Source organism: Bacillus sp. AR13-1 (assembly GCF_008042285.1).
GTDB lineage: Bacteria > Bacillota > Bacilli > Bacillales > Bacillaceae_G > Bacillus_A > Bacillus_A mycoides.
The window spans coordinates 83,399-100,771 of record NZ_QNUA01000010.1; the positions used below are offsets into that span (position 1 = coordinate 83,399).

Sequence of the window (17,373 nt, forward strand, 5' to 3'; positions counted from 1 at the left end):
ATTTCCCTCCGCTACATTAACATTGTTGGATTAAAATCAATTGAGATTTGTAGCTCTTTTTGCATTTCTGCTTGATAATGTTCATTTACCATTTTGAGCACGTTCTTTAAGTTTGGTTCCCGTTTGTATTTTATCATGCATTGGTAACGATATCTATCTTTTATCCTTGGAATTGCTGAAGCAACCGGCCCTAACACCATTGTTTGCCTTGAACAATGCGTTCGTAAATGACCGACAATTTTTTCCGTCACTTGGACTGCCTTTAATAACTCCGGATGAGATACAGTTACAAGTACAACGTAGTAATATGGCGGATATTGTCTCATTTGCCTCATTTGCATTTCGTGCTCATAAAATACATCATATTGTTGATTCTTTGCTAATTCTACACTGTAATGTTCCGGCGTATACGTTTGAATTACAACTTCACCTGGCAATTCATGTCTTCCTGCACGTCCACTCACTTGTGTCAATAGCTGATACGTCTTTTCACTCGCCCGAAAATCAGGTAGATGAAGCATCGTATCCGCCGTTAAAACGCCAACAAGCGTCACCTTCGGAAAATCAAGCCCTTTTGCAATCATTTGTGTTCCAAGTAATATATCTGCTTTCTCTTCACCAAACGCCTTTAATAATTTTTCATGCATTCCTTTACGGCTTGTTGTATCCACATCCATTCGAATGACCCGCGCCTCAGGGAATAGTTTTGTGATTTCTTCTTCAACCTTTTGCGTCCCTGTACCAAAGAAACGAATATACGTACTATTACAAGCAGGACACTCCGTTGGCATATTTTCCTCATGACTACAATAATGACACTTTAAACGATGGTTCATTTTGTGATATGTCAACGAAATATCACAATGCGGACATTGTACGACATACCCACAATCACGACACATCACAAACGTAGAATGACCCCTTCTATTTAAAAAGAGAACCATTTGTTCTTTCTTTTCTAATCGATCTGCTATTTTTTCATGCAGTGCCTTTGAAAACATTGAGCGATTTCCATCACGAAGCTCTTCACGCATATCAACAATTTCTACAGTCGGCAAAGCTTGTTTGTTCATACGTTTTTCCATTGTAAGCAACCCATAGACACCTTTTTTCGCTCTAGCAAACGATTCAAGTGTCGGCGTTGCACTTCCGAGAACGATTGGACACTTATGGTATTGTCCTCTCCACACTGCTACATCTCTTGCATGATACTTTGGGTTATCCTCTTGCTTATAACTTGATTCATGCTCTTCATCAATAATAATGATTCCTAAATTTTCGAATGGAGCAAAAATAGCTGAACGCGCACCAACTACAACTTTCACTTCTTTTCTTAATATCTTTCGCCATTCATCATATTTCTCGCCAACAGAAAGCGCACTGTGAAGAACTGCAACTTGCGAACCGAACCTACCTTTAAAGCGATCTACCATCTGGGGCGTTAGCGCAATTTCAGGAACAAGCACAATTGCTTCTTTTCCTTTCTCGAGCACCGCTGCTATAGATTGTAAATACACTTCAGTCTTACCACTTCCTGTAACACCATATAGTAAAAATGGATTGTAAGTTTCATTTGTAATTGATGACAAAATCGGTGTAATTACTTGTTTTTGTTCCTCAGTAAGCGGAAATGGTTTCGTTTGTTCAAAATCATCATCGTCATACGGACTCCGGTATACCTCTACATACTTTTCTGAGATTAGACCCTTTTTAACAAGTGCTTTTATTGGAGCATCTGTTATTTGTAATTCTTCTGTTAAATTTTTTAACGGTACACTTTTGTAGTTTTCTACAAAATAATAGAGTACATCTTGTTGTTTTTTACTTTTCAGTTCAAATGCTGCTAATTCCAATTTATCTGCCGGCAACTCCGGTTGAACTACTCTTTGTTTCTTCTTCTGCACTTTATCCTTTACTTGATAAACCACTTCAGTCGTACCATTTTTAATTTCTTGTTGAATAGTGCGATATAGGTGCGGCTGTGCTTCGATAACTTCCCAATCTATCGTTTCCTTCCCTTGAAATAAAGAAAGAATTTCTGGTGCTACTTCTTCTCGGTTACGAAGTTGCAGACGCTTTTTATATGTTGCTTTAATCGCCGTCGGAAGCATCACCTGAAAAGCTGAAATCATATAACATAACGTTTCACTTGTAAGCCAATACCCAAGTTTTAATAATTCATCATTTAAAACCGGAGTGACATCTAATATTTCATACAACGCTTTTAACTTTTTACTTTCTAGTTCAACCGAATCCTTTATGCCAATAATAAAACCTTGCAATTTCCTCGGACCGAATGGGACTACTACACGCATTCCTTTTTGCACGATATCTTCCCATTTTTTAGGGATAATATAATCAAACGGTCGATCTGTTTGACGTGCAGGTACATCAACAATTACACTTGCAAACTTCATACATAATCATCTTCTAACATCATTTCTATTTGCTTTAATATTTCACGAGCCACTTCTTTCTTCGTTAAAAGTGGCAGCTCAATGATTTCTCCATCTTTTCTATACATTGTCACAATATTTGTATCCGTACCAAACCCAGCTCCTTGCGCTTTCACGTCATTCGCAACAATCATATTTGCATTTTTCTCACGTAATTTTCTCGTTGCGTATTCCTCTATGTTTGTCGTTTCAGCTGCGAAACCGATAAGTAACTGTCGGTCCTTCTTCTCACCTAACGTTTTTAAAATATCCACTGTTCTTTCTAATTCAATTACAGCATCGCCATTTTTCTTTTTCATTTTATTATCATGAACATATTTCGGACGGTAATCTGCAACGGCTGCTGTTTTGATGACAACATCCACACTCTGATAATGCTGAAGGACTGCCTCTAACATATCTTGTGCAGATTCCACTTGTATTGTTGTGACATGTAATGGTGACTCTAATGCTGTCGGTCCTGACACAAGTATGACATCAGCACCTAAGCCTGCTGCAACTTCTGCGATCGCATACCCCATCTTTCCAGAAGAAAAATTCGTCATAAAACGAACCGGATCAATCTTTTCACGTGTCGGTCCAGCTGTTATTAATATTCGTTTTCCTTGCAATGGTTGTTGTTCCGAGAAAGCCTCTTCTAATCGTCCAATAATTGCTTCAGGTTCTTCCAGTCTTCCTTTTGCTACATAACCACATGCTAAAAAACCTTCCCCAGGCTCAATAAATGTATATCCTAATGTTTTTAACGTCATCATGTTTTTTTGAACAATTTTATTTTCATACATATGCACATTCATAGCAGGTGCAATCCACACCGGAGCTGTAGTAGCTAACAAAGTAGTTGTAATCATATCATCAGCAATACCGCCAGCTAACTTTCCAATGCAATTAGCTGTAGCAGGTGCAACAAGTACAACATCTGCCCAATCCGCTAAATCAATATGAGCAATAACAGCGGAGTCTCTCTCATCAAACGTATCCGTATATACATCATGGCGAGAAAGTGCTTGAAATGTAAGAGGCGTAACAAACTTCATTGCCGACTCACTCATCATTACTTTTACAAGAGCGCCAGCTTGTGTCAATTTACTTGTTAACGCAGCCGCTTTAAAAACTGCAATGCCTCCTGTTACACATAGAAGTATCTTTTTCCCTTTTAGCATATGACTCGTCCTCTTTCTTTTTCAAACTTATTCTACTGAAATAGAATTTCCAGCTCGTCAGTACCAGTATTTCGTTCCGTCTTTTTCGATTCCTTTTCATCCCTATCGTAAAAAAATAACAACCTACTTGTAAATAGGTTGTTACCGTTACATAGAAAATTATAAAGTCTATGTTTTAATTTGTCGAAAAGAATGTCTTAATCAATTATTGTGTCATCGCTTGGTACATATTTTAATACTTCTAAATCGATTTCTTCTAATGCTTTACCTACACATTTATAAGAAACAGGCTTTTCAATAACACAATTGTCAGCAATTTGCATTTCACGTGCACGCTTTGCAGCTACTGTTACAAGTGTATATTTAGAATCGATTTTTGTTAATAATGAGTCAATTGATGGATTTAACATAATTATAGACCCTCCGTCATTTCTTTATAGTATTTTGCCACTCTTTCGCGGCGGCAATGTTCACCAACCACAATTGCTTTAATTCGGTCGCAAGCTAATTCAACTTGATCGTTTTCTACAACATAGTCATAAGCGTCCATCATTTCGATTTCTTCTTTCGCTACAGTTAAACGATTTTCAATAACATCTTCAGTTTCTGTACCACGGCCGACAATTCGGTTCTTTAGTTCAGATAAACTTGGAGGTGCTAAGAAAATAAATACACCTGCTGGGAAGGCTTTCTTAACTTGAATTGCTCCTTGCACTTCAATTTCTAAGAACACATCTTTTCCTTCTTGTAACGTTTTTTCAACATAATCAATCGGTGTTCCGTAATAATTACCAACGAACTCAGCCCATTCAAGTAACTTTTCATTACGAATCATTTCTTCAAATTCTTCTCTCTCTTTAAAGAAATAATCCACACCATCTACTTCACCTTCACGCGGTTTACGTGTCGTTACTGAAATAGAGTACTGAAAACGTGTGTCTTCATGGCTAAACAGCTCTTTTCGAACCGTTCCTTTCCCGACACCAGAAGGTCCCGAAAGAACGATGAGCAATCCTCTTCTACTTCTCATAAATATGTAAAACCTACCCTTCCTCACTTAAATCTTCTTTATTATTCAAACGATGTGCAATCGTCTCTGGCTGAATTGGACTTAATACTACATGCCCATCATCCATAACAATAACCGCCCTTGTTTTTCTCCCATACGTAGCATCAAGCAAAGCATTATGTTCACGCGCTTCCTGTACTGTCCGTTTAATAGGAGCTGACTCCGGACTTACAATAGCAATAATTCGATGAGCAGATACAATATTTCCGTATCCAATATTTAAAAACCGCATGGCCATAGTTTGCGCCTCCTAGTAAGTCTATCCGATTTCTCCACCACGTATAACTTTATATATTTTTTGAAAGCTACTCAATATTTTGTACTTGTTCACGAATTTTTTCAAGGTTATTTTTCATTTCTACGACATATTTTGAAATTGTTAAGTCATTTGCCTTAGAACCTATCGTATTAACTTCCCTATGCATCTCTTGCACGATGAAGTCCATTTTCCTTCCAACAGGCTCTGTAATTTGCAGTGCTTCACGAAATTGATCTAAATGACTTTGTAATCGAACTAATTCTTCGTGAATATCTGAACGCTCTGCAAATATTGCTACTTCTGTCAGCAATCGTTGTTCATCTAAATCTTGGTTATGTAATTCTTTTAAGCGATTTTCTAATCGTTCACGATATTTTTGTGTAACAATTGGTGCATGTGGAATAATTGCATTTACACAATTATGAATCTCTTGCAAACGATATGCTATATCTTTATGTAATCGTTCTCCTTCGCCATCTCTCATCGTTTTCAACATATGAGCAGCTTGACGAACAGCTTCATATAAACCGGTTTCAAATTGTTCATTTACATTTTCTATTTCTTCAACTGCCGTTACTTCTGGCATTCCCATTAGTTGCCCGAGTGTAATAGAATCTTGTAATTGAAATTTCCCTTTTATATCTTCCATAATGGATTGGTACTGCTTGAGAAGTTCCCAATTCACAGTTAGTTTTCTTTCAACAAGCCCTTCGCCTGTTATACTAATAGACACTTCAATACGTCCACGGCGAACTTGCTTTGCAATTATTTTACGAATCTTGTCTTCAAACGCCATCATTTGCTTCGGAAGCCGAATACTCATTTCTAAAAAACGATGGTTCACCGACTTCATTTCTACTGTTATTTGAAAAGTATCGTTTTCTACCTTCGATCTTCCAAATCCTGTCATACTACAAATCATCTTTATCACATCCAAGCCATGAAATAACTCAATGAAAAAGGCAATAGAGATGCGACTCTACTACCTTCTGTAAATTATATCATATTTTCATATCATTGACTATTTCAAGTTTAATCCCTTCTTATATAACAGCGGCTTTTTCTTTTTCCCCTTTTTTCTTGTTAATAAGGATCCTACTAATAAGAAGGTCGGAATAGATGATAATCCTCCAATTAACAACCAATCTCGTGCTTGTATCGGCATTGTGCTAAAAATCGGCTGTAATGGTGGATAATATATAACTACAAGCATTAACAGTAAAGAAATAATAACCGCCCCTACTAAATATATATTTCCAAACGGGTTGCGGTGAAATATAGAATGTTCACTACGACAATCAAATACATGAATAAGCTGAGCCAGTACTAATGTTGCGAAGGCTACCGTTTGTGCATACTTCAATTCATTCGGATGCTGGTTAAATGCAATAATAAACGCTACTAATGTCACTGCTCCGATTAAAAAACCACGACTTATAATTTTCCACGCAAGCCCTCTAGCGAACACCCCTTCTTTCGGATGGCGTGGTGTTCTCTTCATCACATCTCCTTCAGCCTTATCCAAACCTAATGCCATCGCTGGTAAACCGTCAGTAACTAAGTTCACCCATAAAATTTGAATTGGAACCATCGGCAATGGCAGTGCAAGTAACATCGCAAATAACATAACTAAAATTTCACCAACGTTAGATGCTAACAAATACCGAATAAACTTCCGAATATTTTCATATATGTTTCTACCTTCTTTAATCGCCGATTTAATCGTAGCAAAGTTATCATCTAACAACACAAGTGAAGAAGCTTCTTTTGCAACATCTGTCCCTGTAATTCCCATCGCAATCCCTATATCAGCTGTTTTAATAGCTGGAGCATCGTTCACTCCATCACCTGTCATAGCTACTATATGTCCCTTATTTTGCAGCGCCTTAACGATTTTCAATTTATGCTCAGGAGACACACGAGCGAATACATACGTATCTTCTACAATATCTTCTAATGCCTCTACATCCATATTCGCAAGTTCTACACCTTCAACAACGCGTCCACCCGCCGGTAAAACCCCTAGCTGTTCCGCAATTGCCATTGCCGTCACTTTATGATCTCCCGTAATCATTACCGTTCTAATACCAGCTTCCTTACACTCTTTCACCGCTTGCGCCACTTCTAGTCTTGGCGGATCTATCATTCCTTGTATTCCAACAAGCATAAAATCCTGCTCGACTTCTCTTTCATGTTCAATTGAATCTGTAGCTTTTAACGGTTTAAATGCCACCGCAATCGTTCGTAAAGCTTGACTTCCTAAACTATGAATCGCTGCCTGCACTTCTTTTCGATACATTTCACTTAAAGGCTGCTGCTTATTTCCCCACAAAATTGTTTGACTCATCTGCAAAAGAACATCTGGTGCTCCTTTTGTAATAACAAATTTTTTACCTTCACGATCACGAACGATAACGCTCATCATTTTTCTAGTTGAATCAAAAGGAAATTCACGAATGACTTCAAACTTTCCTTTAAGAGCTTCACGTGATATTCCCGCCTTCATTGCAGCAGCAACGAGAGCTCCCTCTGTTGGATCTCCATCTAACACATACGTCTTTTTCTTTTGAATAACATTCGCATTATTACATAAACAGCCAAATGTAAGTAGTTGATACAGTGATTTCGTCTTAGTAGGGTCAATTACTTCTTCACCTTTCATAAACGAACCTGTTGGCTCATAGCCTTGACCTGTTACTTTCCACAATTCTCCGCCTGACCACATATGTGTTACCATCATTTTATTTTGTGTCATTGTTCCTGTTTTATCTGAGCAAATAACAGAAGCACAGCCTAACGTTTCTACAGCTGGCAACTTTCGCACAATTGCCCTCTTTTTAATCATACGCTGTACACCAAGTGATAGCGCAACCGTAACGATAGCTGGCAATCCTTCTGGAATAGCTGCAACAGCAAGCGAAACCCCAGCCAAAAACATGTGATACACTTCATTCCCTTGATATACACCAGCTAGTACAACAAGAGCCGTCAAAATAAGAGCAACAATAATTAAAATTTTCCCAAGCTGTTCTAATCTTCTTTGTAATGGCGTTTCCATTTGCTCAGCATTTTGCAACATATTTGCAATTTGCCCCATAGCTGTATTCATTCCAGTTGCTACGACTACCCCTGTTCCAGCACCTCTCGTTATCATCGTCCCCATAAATGCCATGTTTTTTTGATCACCAATTGAAACATCTTGACCTTGTAACGCATCTACCTTCTTTTGTACAGGCAATGACTCTCCTGTAAGAGCCGATTCTTCAATATATAAACTTGAAGATTCCACAAGGCGAACATCCGCGCCAATACGGTCACCACTAGAAAATTTAATAATATCACCCAGTACAAGCGCTTTTGACGGTGCTTTTATCCACTTCCCATTTCTTAGTACAGTAACTTGAGGAGCTGCCAATTCTTTTAAAGCTTCCAACGATTTTTCAGCTTTCCTCTCTTGGAAGAAACCGAGGACACCATTAATAATAACAATTGCAACAATTGCAATCGAGTCAATATACTCTCCTAAAAAAGCTGAAATAATTGTAGCACCAAATAAAACAAGTACCATAAAATCTTTAAATTGCGCTAAAAACACCATAAGCGCAGAAGGCCGCTTTGCTTCTTGCAATTCATTTGTGCCAAATTTCTTTAATCGGCCCTCTGCTTCTTGCTCTGTAAGACCTACCTCCACATTCGTATTCGTTCTTTCCTCCACTTCATGTGCTCGCATTTCATACCAGTTCATCCTGCCATCGACCTCCTGATTCCAGACATACTCTAATGAAAGCTTATTCAGCCTCGTCCAAAAAAATGCTATAATTAACTTTTAGTTAGAAAGGAGTGTTCATTCATGGCATTCGATGGATTATTTACAAGAGCAATTACACATGAAATTGCAAATTCTCTTCAAACAGGAAGAATTTCAAAAATATATCAACCCTCAAAATATGAAGTTTTATTACATATTCGAGCAAACGGAAAAAACCAAAAACTAATTCTTTCATCTCACCCTACATATGCGCGTATGCACTTAACAAATCAAAACTACAATTCACCAGCGCTACCGCCGATGTTTTGTATGCTTCTTCGCAAACATTTAGAAGGTGGATTTATTGAAAAAATTGAACAAATTGACTTAGAACGTATTATTCAAATTACAGTCCGCAGTCGCAATGAAATCGGTGACGAATCAGTAAAAACATTAGTAATCGAAATAATGGGACGACACAGTAATATTATCTTAGTAGATACGAAAACAAATGTTATTTTAGATAGCTTAAAACACGTTTCTTTAGCGGTAAACCGACATCGTACTGTATATGCTGGAGCTGAATATGTTGCCCCACCGACACAACATAAAGTTAATCCGCTTCTTATCGAAACAGAAGATGATTTTATTAAACCGCTAGACTTTTTATCTGGCAACATGGACAAACAACTTGTCGGAGCATTCATGGGAATTTCCCCATTATTTGCAAAAGAAGTTGTAAAAAAAGCAGGTATGGCAAATGAAAAAGCATTATCTGAAGCTTTCTTCAGCTTGCAAAAACCTTTGCTAACACATCAGTACGTGCCAGCAATGATAACAGCAAATGGAAAAGAGTTCTTTTACCTATTCCCTCTTTCTCACTTACAAGGAAACGAAAAAACATTTTCATCTGTTAGTGAATTATTAGATCGTTTCTTCTTTGGTAAAGCAGAGCGCGATCGTGTAAAACAACAAGCTCACGATTTAGAACGCTTTATGCAAAATGAAAAAACAAAAAATGAAAAGAAGCTAATTAAACTAGAAAAAACATTACAAGATGCCGGAAAAGCAGATAAATATCAACTATTTGGAGAGCTACTTACAGCCAATATGTACGCTTTGAAAAAAGGTGATAAAGAGATAGAAGTCGTTAACTATTACGACGAAAATGGTGGGACTGTAAAAATCACATTAAATCCTTTAAAAACACCATCTGAAAATGCACAACGCTATTTCCAAAAGTACCAAAAAGCGAAAAATTCAGTTGCTATTGTAGAAGAACAAATCGTAAAAACAAATGAAGAAATTCTTTATTTCGATAGCTTACTTCAACAAATGGAGGTTGCTTCTTCAAAAGATATTGAAGAGATTCGTGAAGAACTGACCGAAGAAGGTTATGTACGTAATCGTAAGAAGAAAAACTCAAAGAAAAAACCGACAAAACCAGTATTGGACAAATATTTAGCTAGTGATGGCACAGAAATTTTCGTCGGTAAAAACAATAAGCAAAATGATTATTTAACAACGAAATTCTCCCGTCGTGATGAAATTTGGTTACATACGAAAGACATACCTGGGTCCCACGTTGTCATTCGTTCTCTTGAACCTACGGAAGAGACTTTACAAGAGGCCGCTAAAATCGCTGCTTATTACAGTAAAGCAAAAGATTCTAGTTCTGTTCCTGTAGATTTCACAAAGGTACGCCATGTCAAAAAACCGAGCGGTGCAAAACTTGGATTTGTTACATATGACAATCAACAAACATTATATGTAACACCAGATGCTGATACAGTAATGAAATTAAAAGCGTAAATATTAAAAAATGCGTTGCTTGCAAGCGACGCATTTTTTATATGGTTTCAATTCAGTTCATATATCCATTCACTCATTCATAACATCTTTCTTCCCTTCAATATTGTCAAAAAAATTGACAGTGTCATTTCACATCTGTATAAATTTTTTTACAGTATGTATATAAAGTGCACCTCCAATCAATATTTTTTCATCCCCCCACTGATTATTGAAGTAATCTTGATTTTATGAACAAACCGCCTCTCACAAATAGCGGGCTAATTTTTCATCTCCCCTAAAACATATGTAGTTCCTACTATCTTTTTTCCTCAAATATATATTTTGGCACGCTATTTGCTTTATTCAATACTGTGAAAAGGGGGAAATTAACATGACTTTAAGAATTAATAAAATCCAAAATCAACTACAAAAATATGAAATTGACGGATTACTTATTACAAAAAAAGAAAATCGCCAATATGCAACAGGCTTTACAGGCAGCGCTGGCGTCGTCTTAATCTCTGCGGATAAAGCGGTTTTTATAACTGATTTTCGCTACGTAGATCAAGCGAAATCACAAATAAAAGACGCTGAAATTGTTATGCATAAAGGAAATTTAGAGAAAGAAGTTGCAAATCAAGTATCGAAATTAAACATTCAAAAACTTGGAATTGAAGAAAATAACATGACATTACAACAATATAAAAACTTACAAAAATACGTACATGCGGAAATGGTTCAAGTGTGCGAAATCATCGAAAATATTCGTATTATTAAAGACATGCCTGAAATAGAAACAATGAAAATCGCAGCTAATATTGCTGACGAAGCATTTCACCACATCCTTACGTTTCTAAAACCAGGAATAAGTGAAAATGATGTACGAGATGAGTTAGAATTTTTCATGCGAAAAAAAGGGGCTACATCCTCTTCATTTCAAATCATTGTAGCTTCTGGTGTTCGTTCTTCACTTCCTCATGGAGTTGCATCAAATAAAATAATCGAACGAGGCGACGTCGTTACATTAGATTTCGGTGCACTTTACGATGGATATTGTTCCGATATAACACGTACTGTAGCAATTGGGGAACCATCAGAAGAATTCAAAAAGATATACAATGTTGTACGAGAAGCGTTAAAACGTGGGACGGAAGCAATTAAACCTGGGGAAACTGCGAAAAGTATCGATGATATAACGAGAGATTACATTACAGAACATGGATACGGTCAATATTTTGGACACTCTACCGGTCATGGTCTTGGGTTAGAAATACATGAACCTCTTCGCCTATCCCAAGAAAGTAAGGCTACTTTAGAAGAAGGTATGGTTGTTACCGTTGAACCTGGTATTTACATACCGAACTGGGGCGGTTGTAGAATTGAAGATGATATCGTCATTACAAAAGACGGATATGAAGTTATTACAAAATCAAATCGGGAACTAATTGTTATCCCTTGTTAAAATCATAGAAAAAAATGCCACCGAATAAGGTGGCATTTTCTTTTATTCATTAGCGAATAGCTTTTCGTTTACTTTTTTAGCGATTACCGCTACCGACATTAATATACATATTAAATATAGCAATTTCGCAATAAATAACCACCCTTGAAACATTACAATTCCATCTATTATCTCATTTCCTTTCAATAACAAAAACGGAATTGTGCTAATTATAATGACAAACTCGATACTGAAAACAATTTTCTTTTTTCGGCTATATGCTTTCCATTCCTTCCAGCGATACATAGGTGCAAAAATCAATACTCCTATACATAATATAACTGGCACCCATTCACTTTTAAGAAATTGCCCTGAAATAACTGATAATAGTAAACAAACGAGCACACCATAATACCGATACGATAAACTTAACTAAATCTATGCAATTCAATCAAATTTACACAAGTTAGTGCTTCATCGTGTTCTCGCAACCCCGAAGGGACGAGGGGTATAACACTCCACACGAGGCAGTATCGTTACCTCCTATTATCAAGCTTTTATTTTACCCATCTTGATAAATTTATCGAAGCATTTAAATCTCTATCATGATGGCTATTGCACCCAACACAACGCCACTCACGTATTTTTAAACTCCACTGTCCTTCTGGTTGAACTGAATGGTCGTATTTTACTCCGCAACATGAGCAAATCTTGCTTGAGGCGAACCATTTATCAGCTTTTACATACTCAATGCCATACTTCTCGCACTTGTATGACAAACATTGAAAGAAGAAGTTTAATTTTTGAAATAAAAATGCTTTCGATAGTTTTTTGTTTTTTAACAGGTTTGAGATAGGTAAGTCTTCCACAACAATTCTCATTGGTTTGGTTTTCACCAATTTAGCTGTTGCTTGATGGATATGGTTATTTCGGATATTCGTAATTTTCCTAGATAACCGCAGGTGCTCAGTTTTAGCTTTTTCATATCCGGCAGATTGAATTTTTACACCTTTTTTAAATCTCCTAGACATATCTCTTTGCGCTGACTTTTTCCTTTTCAAAAGTTTTTTAACCTTAGCATCTTTGTTTATATTTCGTTCTTTCGTACCATTAGAAGCTACAAACAGCTCTTTTAAACCAACATCCACACCAATCGACTCATTGGTTAGTTCTTGAGATTCAAAATCTTCTTGGAACCCTACACTAATCCACCAGTGACGACCATCAAATGTAACTCTTGGATTGGATGGTTTTTTGTTTCTTGGTAGTTGTTGGCTTGTTTTCACTTCTCCAATGGACTGAATATGAACTACTTTCTTTCCTATAATCAGTCTTTCATAATTGGCATAAAATCCTTGGATTAAATCTTTTTTAGATTTATAAGAAGTGTGATAACTATTTTTGTACTTTTTGAACGAATGTTTCCTCGCCGTATCAAAATCTTTTGAAGCCTGTTTGGGAACTTGTGCGTTGATGTCATTTAACCACTCATATCTCTTTCGCTTCTTGATCTTTGTAAATCGTTTCTGTAAAGCTAACTGTGAAACAGATTTTCCAAATAGCTTATAATATCTATCACTCATTCTTTTACAATAGTTATAAGCGAATCTTGCAGCACCAGCATGGTTTCTAAGCACTTTTTCTTGTTCAGGCGTTGGAATCAATCTAACTTTCTTCGCCAATATCATCAGAAGCCTACTCCTTTACTGTGCGATTATTCGAGCACTCACCTTTTAGATAACGAAAGATTGATCCTTCTGAATAGTAGCGTGTTCCATCAGCATTCTCCTAAGACTACTAGGATACAAACCTGTTAATTCCGATACTTGACTAACTCGTGAAAATTTCATTATTATTCTCACCTCATTGAACCTAACACAGAACGTACGTTTGTTATTTTCAATAAAGTTTGATAGATTCAATAAAATTTATCTTGTTCAACTAAGGGCGCAATTCCTTAGCCAGTTCTCTTATGAACTTCTCATGTTTTCACATGAGCGCAGACTATATGTTTATCTACTTAAAGATAGAGGATTTTTCCACCACCATAGGCTTGTGATGTACTCTCGTCAGTTATACGAGATAGTCGTTGAACGTTCATCTTATCCATTTTGACTTAGATGGTTCGAGGCGGAAGACCCATTGTTCTAATGTTTAGGATTTAACCTTGCACGATCTGATTGATTTTTTCTGCTTTCGCGACATTCACGCTCGCTATTTCTAGCCACGTTGTAGTTCAATCAGCTTTAGAGATTGCCCGCAGTTAACCCTCACTACTAGCCAATCACTTGACTAGCAGGGCTTACTGATATATTTAATTAGCTTTGGTTATAATTGGTTAAATAAATCGTAACAGTTAGTTACCCTATTTTCTCTCTCATTCGTACTCCCCCATTCTACTTCTTCTTTAATATGTAACTTGCTATACTTATAACAATTCTTAGCAAAATAACAACTACAATTACAAGATAAAGAGCTTTTGCAGACGACAACCATTGTTGAAAAATAGACATTTTCTCCATTTGCTTCTGACCTTCTATTAAAATAAAACCTACGACAAACGAACTAACAACAATGATACCTATCATAATTCCAATACTTTTCTTGCTATATTGTTTCATATCATCCCAGTTATATAAAAGTACAAATACAAACCCGAAAACAGGTATGATACTGATCCATTCATTGTTTGTGAACAGATTTAAAATGATTAATAGACTACAAGAGAGGATGAATCCCCAAAATCCAATTTGTTTGCGCATATGCCCCCTCAAATTCCATTTTTAGGATTAATTGTATTGTAACATCCATTTACTATTCTTACCATTACAGTACATGAAATTTCACTTTTTCTTTTTCCTATACTCACATACTTTCACTGCTTTCATACAATAAACTACACGAATGCCTAAAGGATGTGAATGTTATGGGAGTTGAATTAACGCTGTTGCATACTCTCTATATTCTTTGTTTACTCACTATTATTACCTTTTTTATTCTCCGGAAAGATACGACGATTATTTGTATCGTTTTTATCTTTTTATTAGCATTAACCGCTACAAGCTCTATCCCTCTTGCTATTAGCGGTATTTTTCACAGTTTCATTTACGCCATTACTGAGCTATTACCAACTATATTAATCATCTCCATTATCGTATCAATGAGCAATCTACTCGTTCATACCGGCATAAATGATACGATGATTTCACCATTTACAAAAATGATTCGTACACCTACCCTCGCCTATTGGATTATCGGACTTTTAATGATGACAATTTCTTTCTTCTTTTGGCCTTCTCCAGCTGTCGCCTTAATGGGGGCTATTTTATTACCCGTCGCTGTACGCGTTGGCCTTCCGCCAATTGGTGTTGCCATTGCTATGAACTTATTCGGACACGGCATCGCCTTATCTGGTGACTTCGTAATTCAAGGTGCACCGAAATTAACTGCAGACGCTGCTGGTCTTCCTGTTTCCAGCGTTGTTTCAGCCAGTGTTCCCCTCGTTATTGTTATGGGTATTGTAACAACTTCCGTTGCATTTTTCTTCTTACGAAAAGAATTTCATATAGGCTTATCTATACAAGAATCTACTCCATCAACTGAGTCTTCTAAAACGCTCACTTCATTATCTCCTCAGACAAAAAAATGGCTCGCTATTTGTATTCCGATCGTATATGCCATAGATATTCTTTGCATGATTCAATTTAAACTACAAGGAAGCGACGCAACTGCACTTATCGGCGGGACGACTGTTATTATGATTATCATCATTTCTCTCATCGCCTACAAAGGTAATGGACTAAATAAAACGACCGATTATTTTATAGAAGGGCTCCAATTTGGATTTAAAATCTTTGGTCCAGTTATCCCAATTGCTGCACTCTTTTATTTAGGAGATAGCGGCTTTGTGAAAATTATCGGGGACTATTTACCGAAAGGTTCACATGGAATCATTAACGACTTAGGAATCGCCTTATCTCAAACTGTTCCTTTAAACCAATATGTATCGGCAGGAACATTAACTATTGTTGGTGTCATAACAGGCTTAGATGGATCTGGCTTTTCCGGTATATCACTTGCTGGTTCGATTGCCAATCTTTTCGGAACAGCACTTGGGCATGGAACAGCTACATTAACAGCACTCGGGCAAATTGCAGCAATCTGGACCGGGGGCGGGACTTTAATTCCTTGGGCGCTTATTCCTGCCGCTGCGATATGCAAAGTAGATCCGTTTGAGCTTGCACGCCGAAACTTTTTACCGGTTGTGATTGGCTTAATCGTCACCACTATCGTTGCGATGTTTATTCTATAACGTAAGCAAGTGTTCTCTTGCTTACGTTTTTTATTGTGAAATCCATCATTTATTACTGACTTTCAAAAGGGGTTATTTATATGTTAGCGAAGTTATATTAGGAGAGTATTTATTTCAAAACGTTTACGAGCAACAGATTACTTCAATTAGAAAAGGGGACATAACTATGAATGAATTGATTTTCGTCTTATTAATTTGTCCATTACTTATCTTTATCGTTTCTGTTATTGGAACACGTAGAACGAAAACGTATTACGTAATGCCGATTGTAACGTTTGCTAGTTTTTTAATAATAGGTGTTTTCGCCTTTACCCCAAAGTTTTTCTTTTGGATTGGTATGTACAGCATCTTCTCATTTATTGTTTCTTATATGACTCTCTTGTTTGTGAGAGGATATGAAGTTGTAGAAAACGCTAAGTAGTTACTAGTAAGGAGATTTTACTATGATTTTCTTTGATATCGATGGAACTTTACTTGATTACGACACTGCTGAGAAAAATGGTATCTCACATTTCTTCCAAAAGTATAATGATATTTTCTCAGGAAACGAATTAGAGGCTACGAAACTATGGCATGAATTATCCGAACAATATTTCAATAAATTTTTATCCAAAGAATTATCTTTTCAAGACCAACAAAGGTTGCGAATGTCTCATTTATTTAAAGTATATGAAGTAAACTTATCACTCGAGGAATCTCAGCACAGATTCAATCAATATATAGAACTATATAAGAAGAACTGGACCACGTTTGAAGATGTCCTCTATACATTGCAAACTTTGCAGCAAAGAGGATACTCGTTAGGTATCATTAGTAATGGTGACTATGAACAACAAATCGAAAAATTAACAGCTCTAAACATTCTACAATATTTCAAATATATTTTTACTTCTAGTGAAATTGGTATATCGAAACCAGACCCTGAAATATTTCACAGAGCCGTATTACAATCGAATCTTGAAATGCAAGACTGCTATTATATTGGCGATCGATTAGAAACTGATGCAATTAGTAGTACAGCAGCTGGAATGCAAGGGATATGGTTAAATCGGGATAACTCGCAACTCAAGTGCGCTGTTCCTACTATATGTTCTTTACATGAATTTTTAACAATGATATAAAAAAAACGACCGC

15 protein-coding genes are annotated in these 17,373 nt (G+C 36.6%); 5 read left to right on the forward strand and 10 right to left on the reverse strand.

Features of this window, described 5'->3' with window-relative positions; translation table 11 throughout:
* Window positions 1-11 precede the first annotated feature (11 nt).
* The 7 genes from priA to DN408_RS08480 all read right to left on the reverse strand — a co-directional run bounded on the left by priA (window position 12) and on the right by DN408_RS08480 (window position 8,692).
* Window positions 12-2,417 carry a primosomal protein N' gene (gene priA, locus DN408_RS08450; protein WP_147740061.1) on the reverse strand — a complete coding sequence of 802 codons (2,406 nt, stop codon included), beginning with the start codon at window positions 2,415-2,417 and terminating at the stop codon, window positions 12-14.
* Entirely contained in the window at window positions 2,414-3,619 is a 1,206-nt protein-coding gene (gene coaBC / locus DN408_RS08455) for a bifunctional phosphopantothenoylcysteine decarboxylase/phosphopantothenate--cysteine ligase CoaBC (protein WP_002014494.1), read from the reverse strand. Before coaBC ends, priA begins: the two co-directional genes overlap by 4 nt.
* Before the next feature lie 197 nt (window positions 3,620-3,816).
* Entirely contained in the window at window positions 3,817-4,029 is a 213-nt protein-coding gene (gene rpoZ, locus DN408_RS08460) for a DNA-directed RNA polymerase subunit omega (protein ID WP_002014493.1), read from the reverse strand.
* A gap of 2 nt (window positions 4,030-4,031) precedes the next feature.
* A complete protein-coding gene (gene gmk / locus DN408_RS08465; RefSeq protein WP_002014492.1) occupies window positions 4,032-4,649 on the reverse strand; it encodes a guanylate kinase in 618 nt (205 codons plus the stop codon).
* Between the two features lie 13 nt (window positions 4,650-4,662).
* The gene (gene remA / locus DN408_RS08470) at window positions 4,663-4,926 is read right to left on the reverse strand and encodes an extracellular matrix/biofilm regulator RemA (protein ID WP_001251456.1); all 264 of its coding nucleotides are present in this window, start codon (window positions 4,924-4,926) and stop codon (window positions 4,663-4,665) included.
* A 67-nt stretch (window positions 4,927-4,993) separates the two neighbouring features.
* A complete protein-coding gene (locus tag DN408_RS08475; RefSeq protein ID WP_002088227.1) occupies window positions 4,994-5,869 on the reverse strand; it encodes a YicC/YloC family endoribonuclease in 876 nt (291 codons plus the stop codon).
* A 99-nt stretch (window positions 5,870-5,968) separates the two neighbouring features.
* Window positions 5,969-8,692, reverse strand: a complete 2,724-nt coding sequence (locus tag DN408_RS08480; RefSeq protein ID WP_002014490.1) for a calcium-translocating P-type ATPase, SERCA-type — start codon at window positions 8,690-8,692, stop codon at window positions 5,969-5,971.
* 105 nt (window positions 8,693-8,797) lie between these two features.
* Here DN408_RS08480 and DN408_RS08485 point away from each other — a divergent pair, with 105 nt between their 5' ends.
* Window positions 8,798-10,507, forward strand: coding sequence for an Rqc2 family fibronectin-binding protein (locus DN408_RS08485; protein ID WP_147740062.1), 1,710 nt, complete (start codon window positions 8,798-8,800; stop codon window positions 10,505-10,507).
* Window positions 10,508-10,877: 370 nt separating this feature from the next.
* On the forward strand, window positions 10,878-11,948 hold the full coding sequence (locus DN408_RS08490; protein WP_002128840.1) for a M24 family metallopeptidase: 1,071 nt from the start codon (window positions 10,878-10,880) through the stop codon (window positions 11,946-11,948).
* A gap of 42 nt (window positions 11,949-11,990) precedes the next feature.
* Here the strand turns inward: DN408_RS08490 and DN408_RS08495 are convergent, their stop codons facing one another.
* From DN408_RS08495 to DN408_RS08505, 3 genes are all read right to left on the reverse strand, one after another.
* The gene (locus tag DN408_RS08495; protein WP_002014486.1) at window positions 11,991-12,332 is read right to left on the reverse strand and encodes a YoqO family protein; all 342 of its coding nucleotides are present in this window, start codon (window positions 12,330-12,332) and stop codon (window positions 11,991-11,993) included.
* 152 nt (window positions 12,333-12,484) lie between these two features.
* Complete coding sequence (locus DN408_RS08500) at window positions 12,485-13,615, reverse strand: RNA-guided endonuclease InsQ/TnpB family protein (protein WP_050000356.1); 1,131 nt, start codon at window positions 13,613-13,615, stop codon at window positions 12,485-12,487.
* A gap of 708 nt (window positions 13,616-14,323) precedes the next feature.
* Complete coding sequence (locus DN408_RS08505) at window positions 14,324-14,689, reverse strand: YoqO family protein (protein ID WP_002128842.1); 366 nt, start codon at window positions 14,687-14,689, stop codon at window positions 14,324-14,326.
* 164 nt (window positions 14,690-14,853) lie between these two features.
* Between DN408_RS08505 and DN408_RS08510 the strand changes: the two genes are divergently transcribed.
* The 3 genes from DN408_RS08510 (at window position 14,854) to DN408_RS08520 (ending at window position 17,360) form a co-directional block, all read left to right on the forward strand.
* On the forward strand, window positions 14,854-16,239 hold the full coding sequence (locus DN408_RS08510) for a hypothetical protein (RefSeq protein ID WP_002014700.1): 1,386 nt from the start codon (window positions 14,854-14,856) through the stop codon (window positions 16,237-16,239).
* Window positions 16,240-16,405: 166 nt separating this feature from the next.
* Complete coding sequence (locus DN408_RS08515) at window positions 16,406-16,660, forward strand: YbeF family protein (protein WP_002014701.1); 255 nt, start codon at window positions 16,406-16,408, stop codon at window positions 16,658-16,660.
* A gap of 22 nt (window positions 16,661-16,682) precedes the next feature.
* Window positions 16,683-17,360, forward strand: coding sequence for an HAD family hydrolase (locus DN408_RS08520; RefSeq protein ID WP_002014703.1), 678 nt, complete (start codon window positions 16,683-16,685; stop codon window positions 17,358-17,360).
* Window positions 17,361-17,373 lie beyond the last annotated feature (13 nt).

Bases quoted from the DNA above. Each gene is read 5' to 3' on its own strand.
- DN408_RS08520 (WP_002014703.1), top strand. From the start codon at position 16,683: ATGATTTTCTTTGATATCGATGGAACTTTACTTGATTACGACACTGCT.
- DN408_RS08510 (WP_002014700.1), top strand. From the start codon at position 14,854: ATGGGAGTTGAATTAACGCTGTTGCATACTCTCTATATTCTTTGTTTA.
- remA (WP_001251456.1), bottom strand. From the start codon at position 4,926: ATGGCCATGCGGTTTTTAAATATTGGATACGGAAATATTGTATCTGCT.
- coaBC (WP_002014494.1), bottom strand. From the start codon at position 3,619: ATGCTAAAAGGGAAAAAGATACTTCTATGTGTAACAGGAGGCATTGCA.
- priA (WP_147740061.1), bottom strand. From the start codon at position 2,417: ATGAAGTTTGCAAGTGTAATTGTTGATGTACCTGCACGTCAAACAGAT.
- DN408_RS08505 (WP_002128842.1), bottom strand. From the start codon at position 14,689: ATGCGCAAACAAATTGGATTTTGGGGATTCATCCTCTCTTGTAGTCTA.
- DN408_RS08490 (WP_002128840.1), top strand. From the start codon at position 10,878: ATGACTTTAAGAATTAATAAAATCCAAAATCAACTACAAAAATATGAA.
- gmk (WP_002014492.1), bottom strand. From the start codon at position 4,649: ATGAGAAGTAGAAGAGGATTGCTCATCGTTCTTTCGGGACCTTCTGGT.
- DN408_RS08480 (WP_002014490.1), bottom strand. From the start codon at position 8,692: ATGAACTGGTATGAAATGCGAGCACATGAAGTGGAGGAAAGAACGAAT.
- DN408_RS08515 (WP_002014701.1), top strand. From the start codon at position 16,406: ATGAATGAATTGATTTTCGTCTTATTAATTTGTCCATTACTTATCTTT.
- DN408_RS08475 (WP_002088227.1), bottom strand. From the start codon at position 5,869: ATGATTTGTAGTATGACAGGATTTGGAAGATCGAAGGTAGAAAACGAT.
- DN408_RS08485 (WP_147740062.1), top strand. From the start codon at position 8,798: ATGGCATTCGATGGATTATTTACAAGAGCAATTACACATGAAATTGCA.
- rpoZ (WP_002014493.1), bottom strand. From the start codon at position 4,029: ATGTTAAATCCATCAATTGACTCATTATTAACAAAAATCGATTCTAAA.
- DN408_RS08500 (WP_050000356.1), bottom strand. From the start codon at position 13,615: ATGATATTGGCGAAGAAAGTTAGATTGATTCCAACGCCTGAACAAGAA.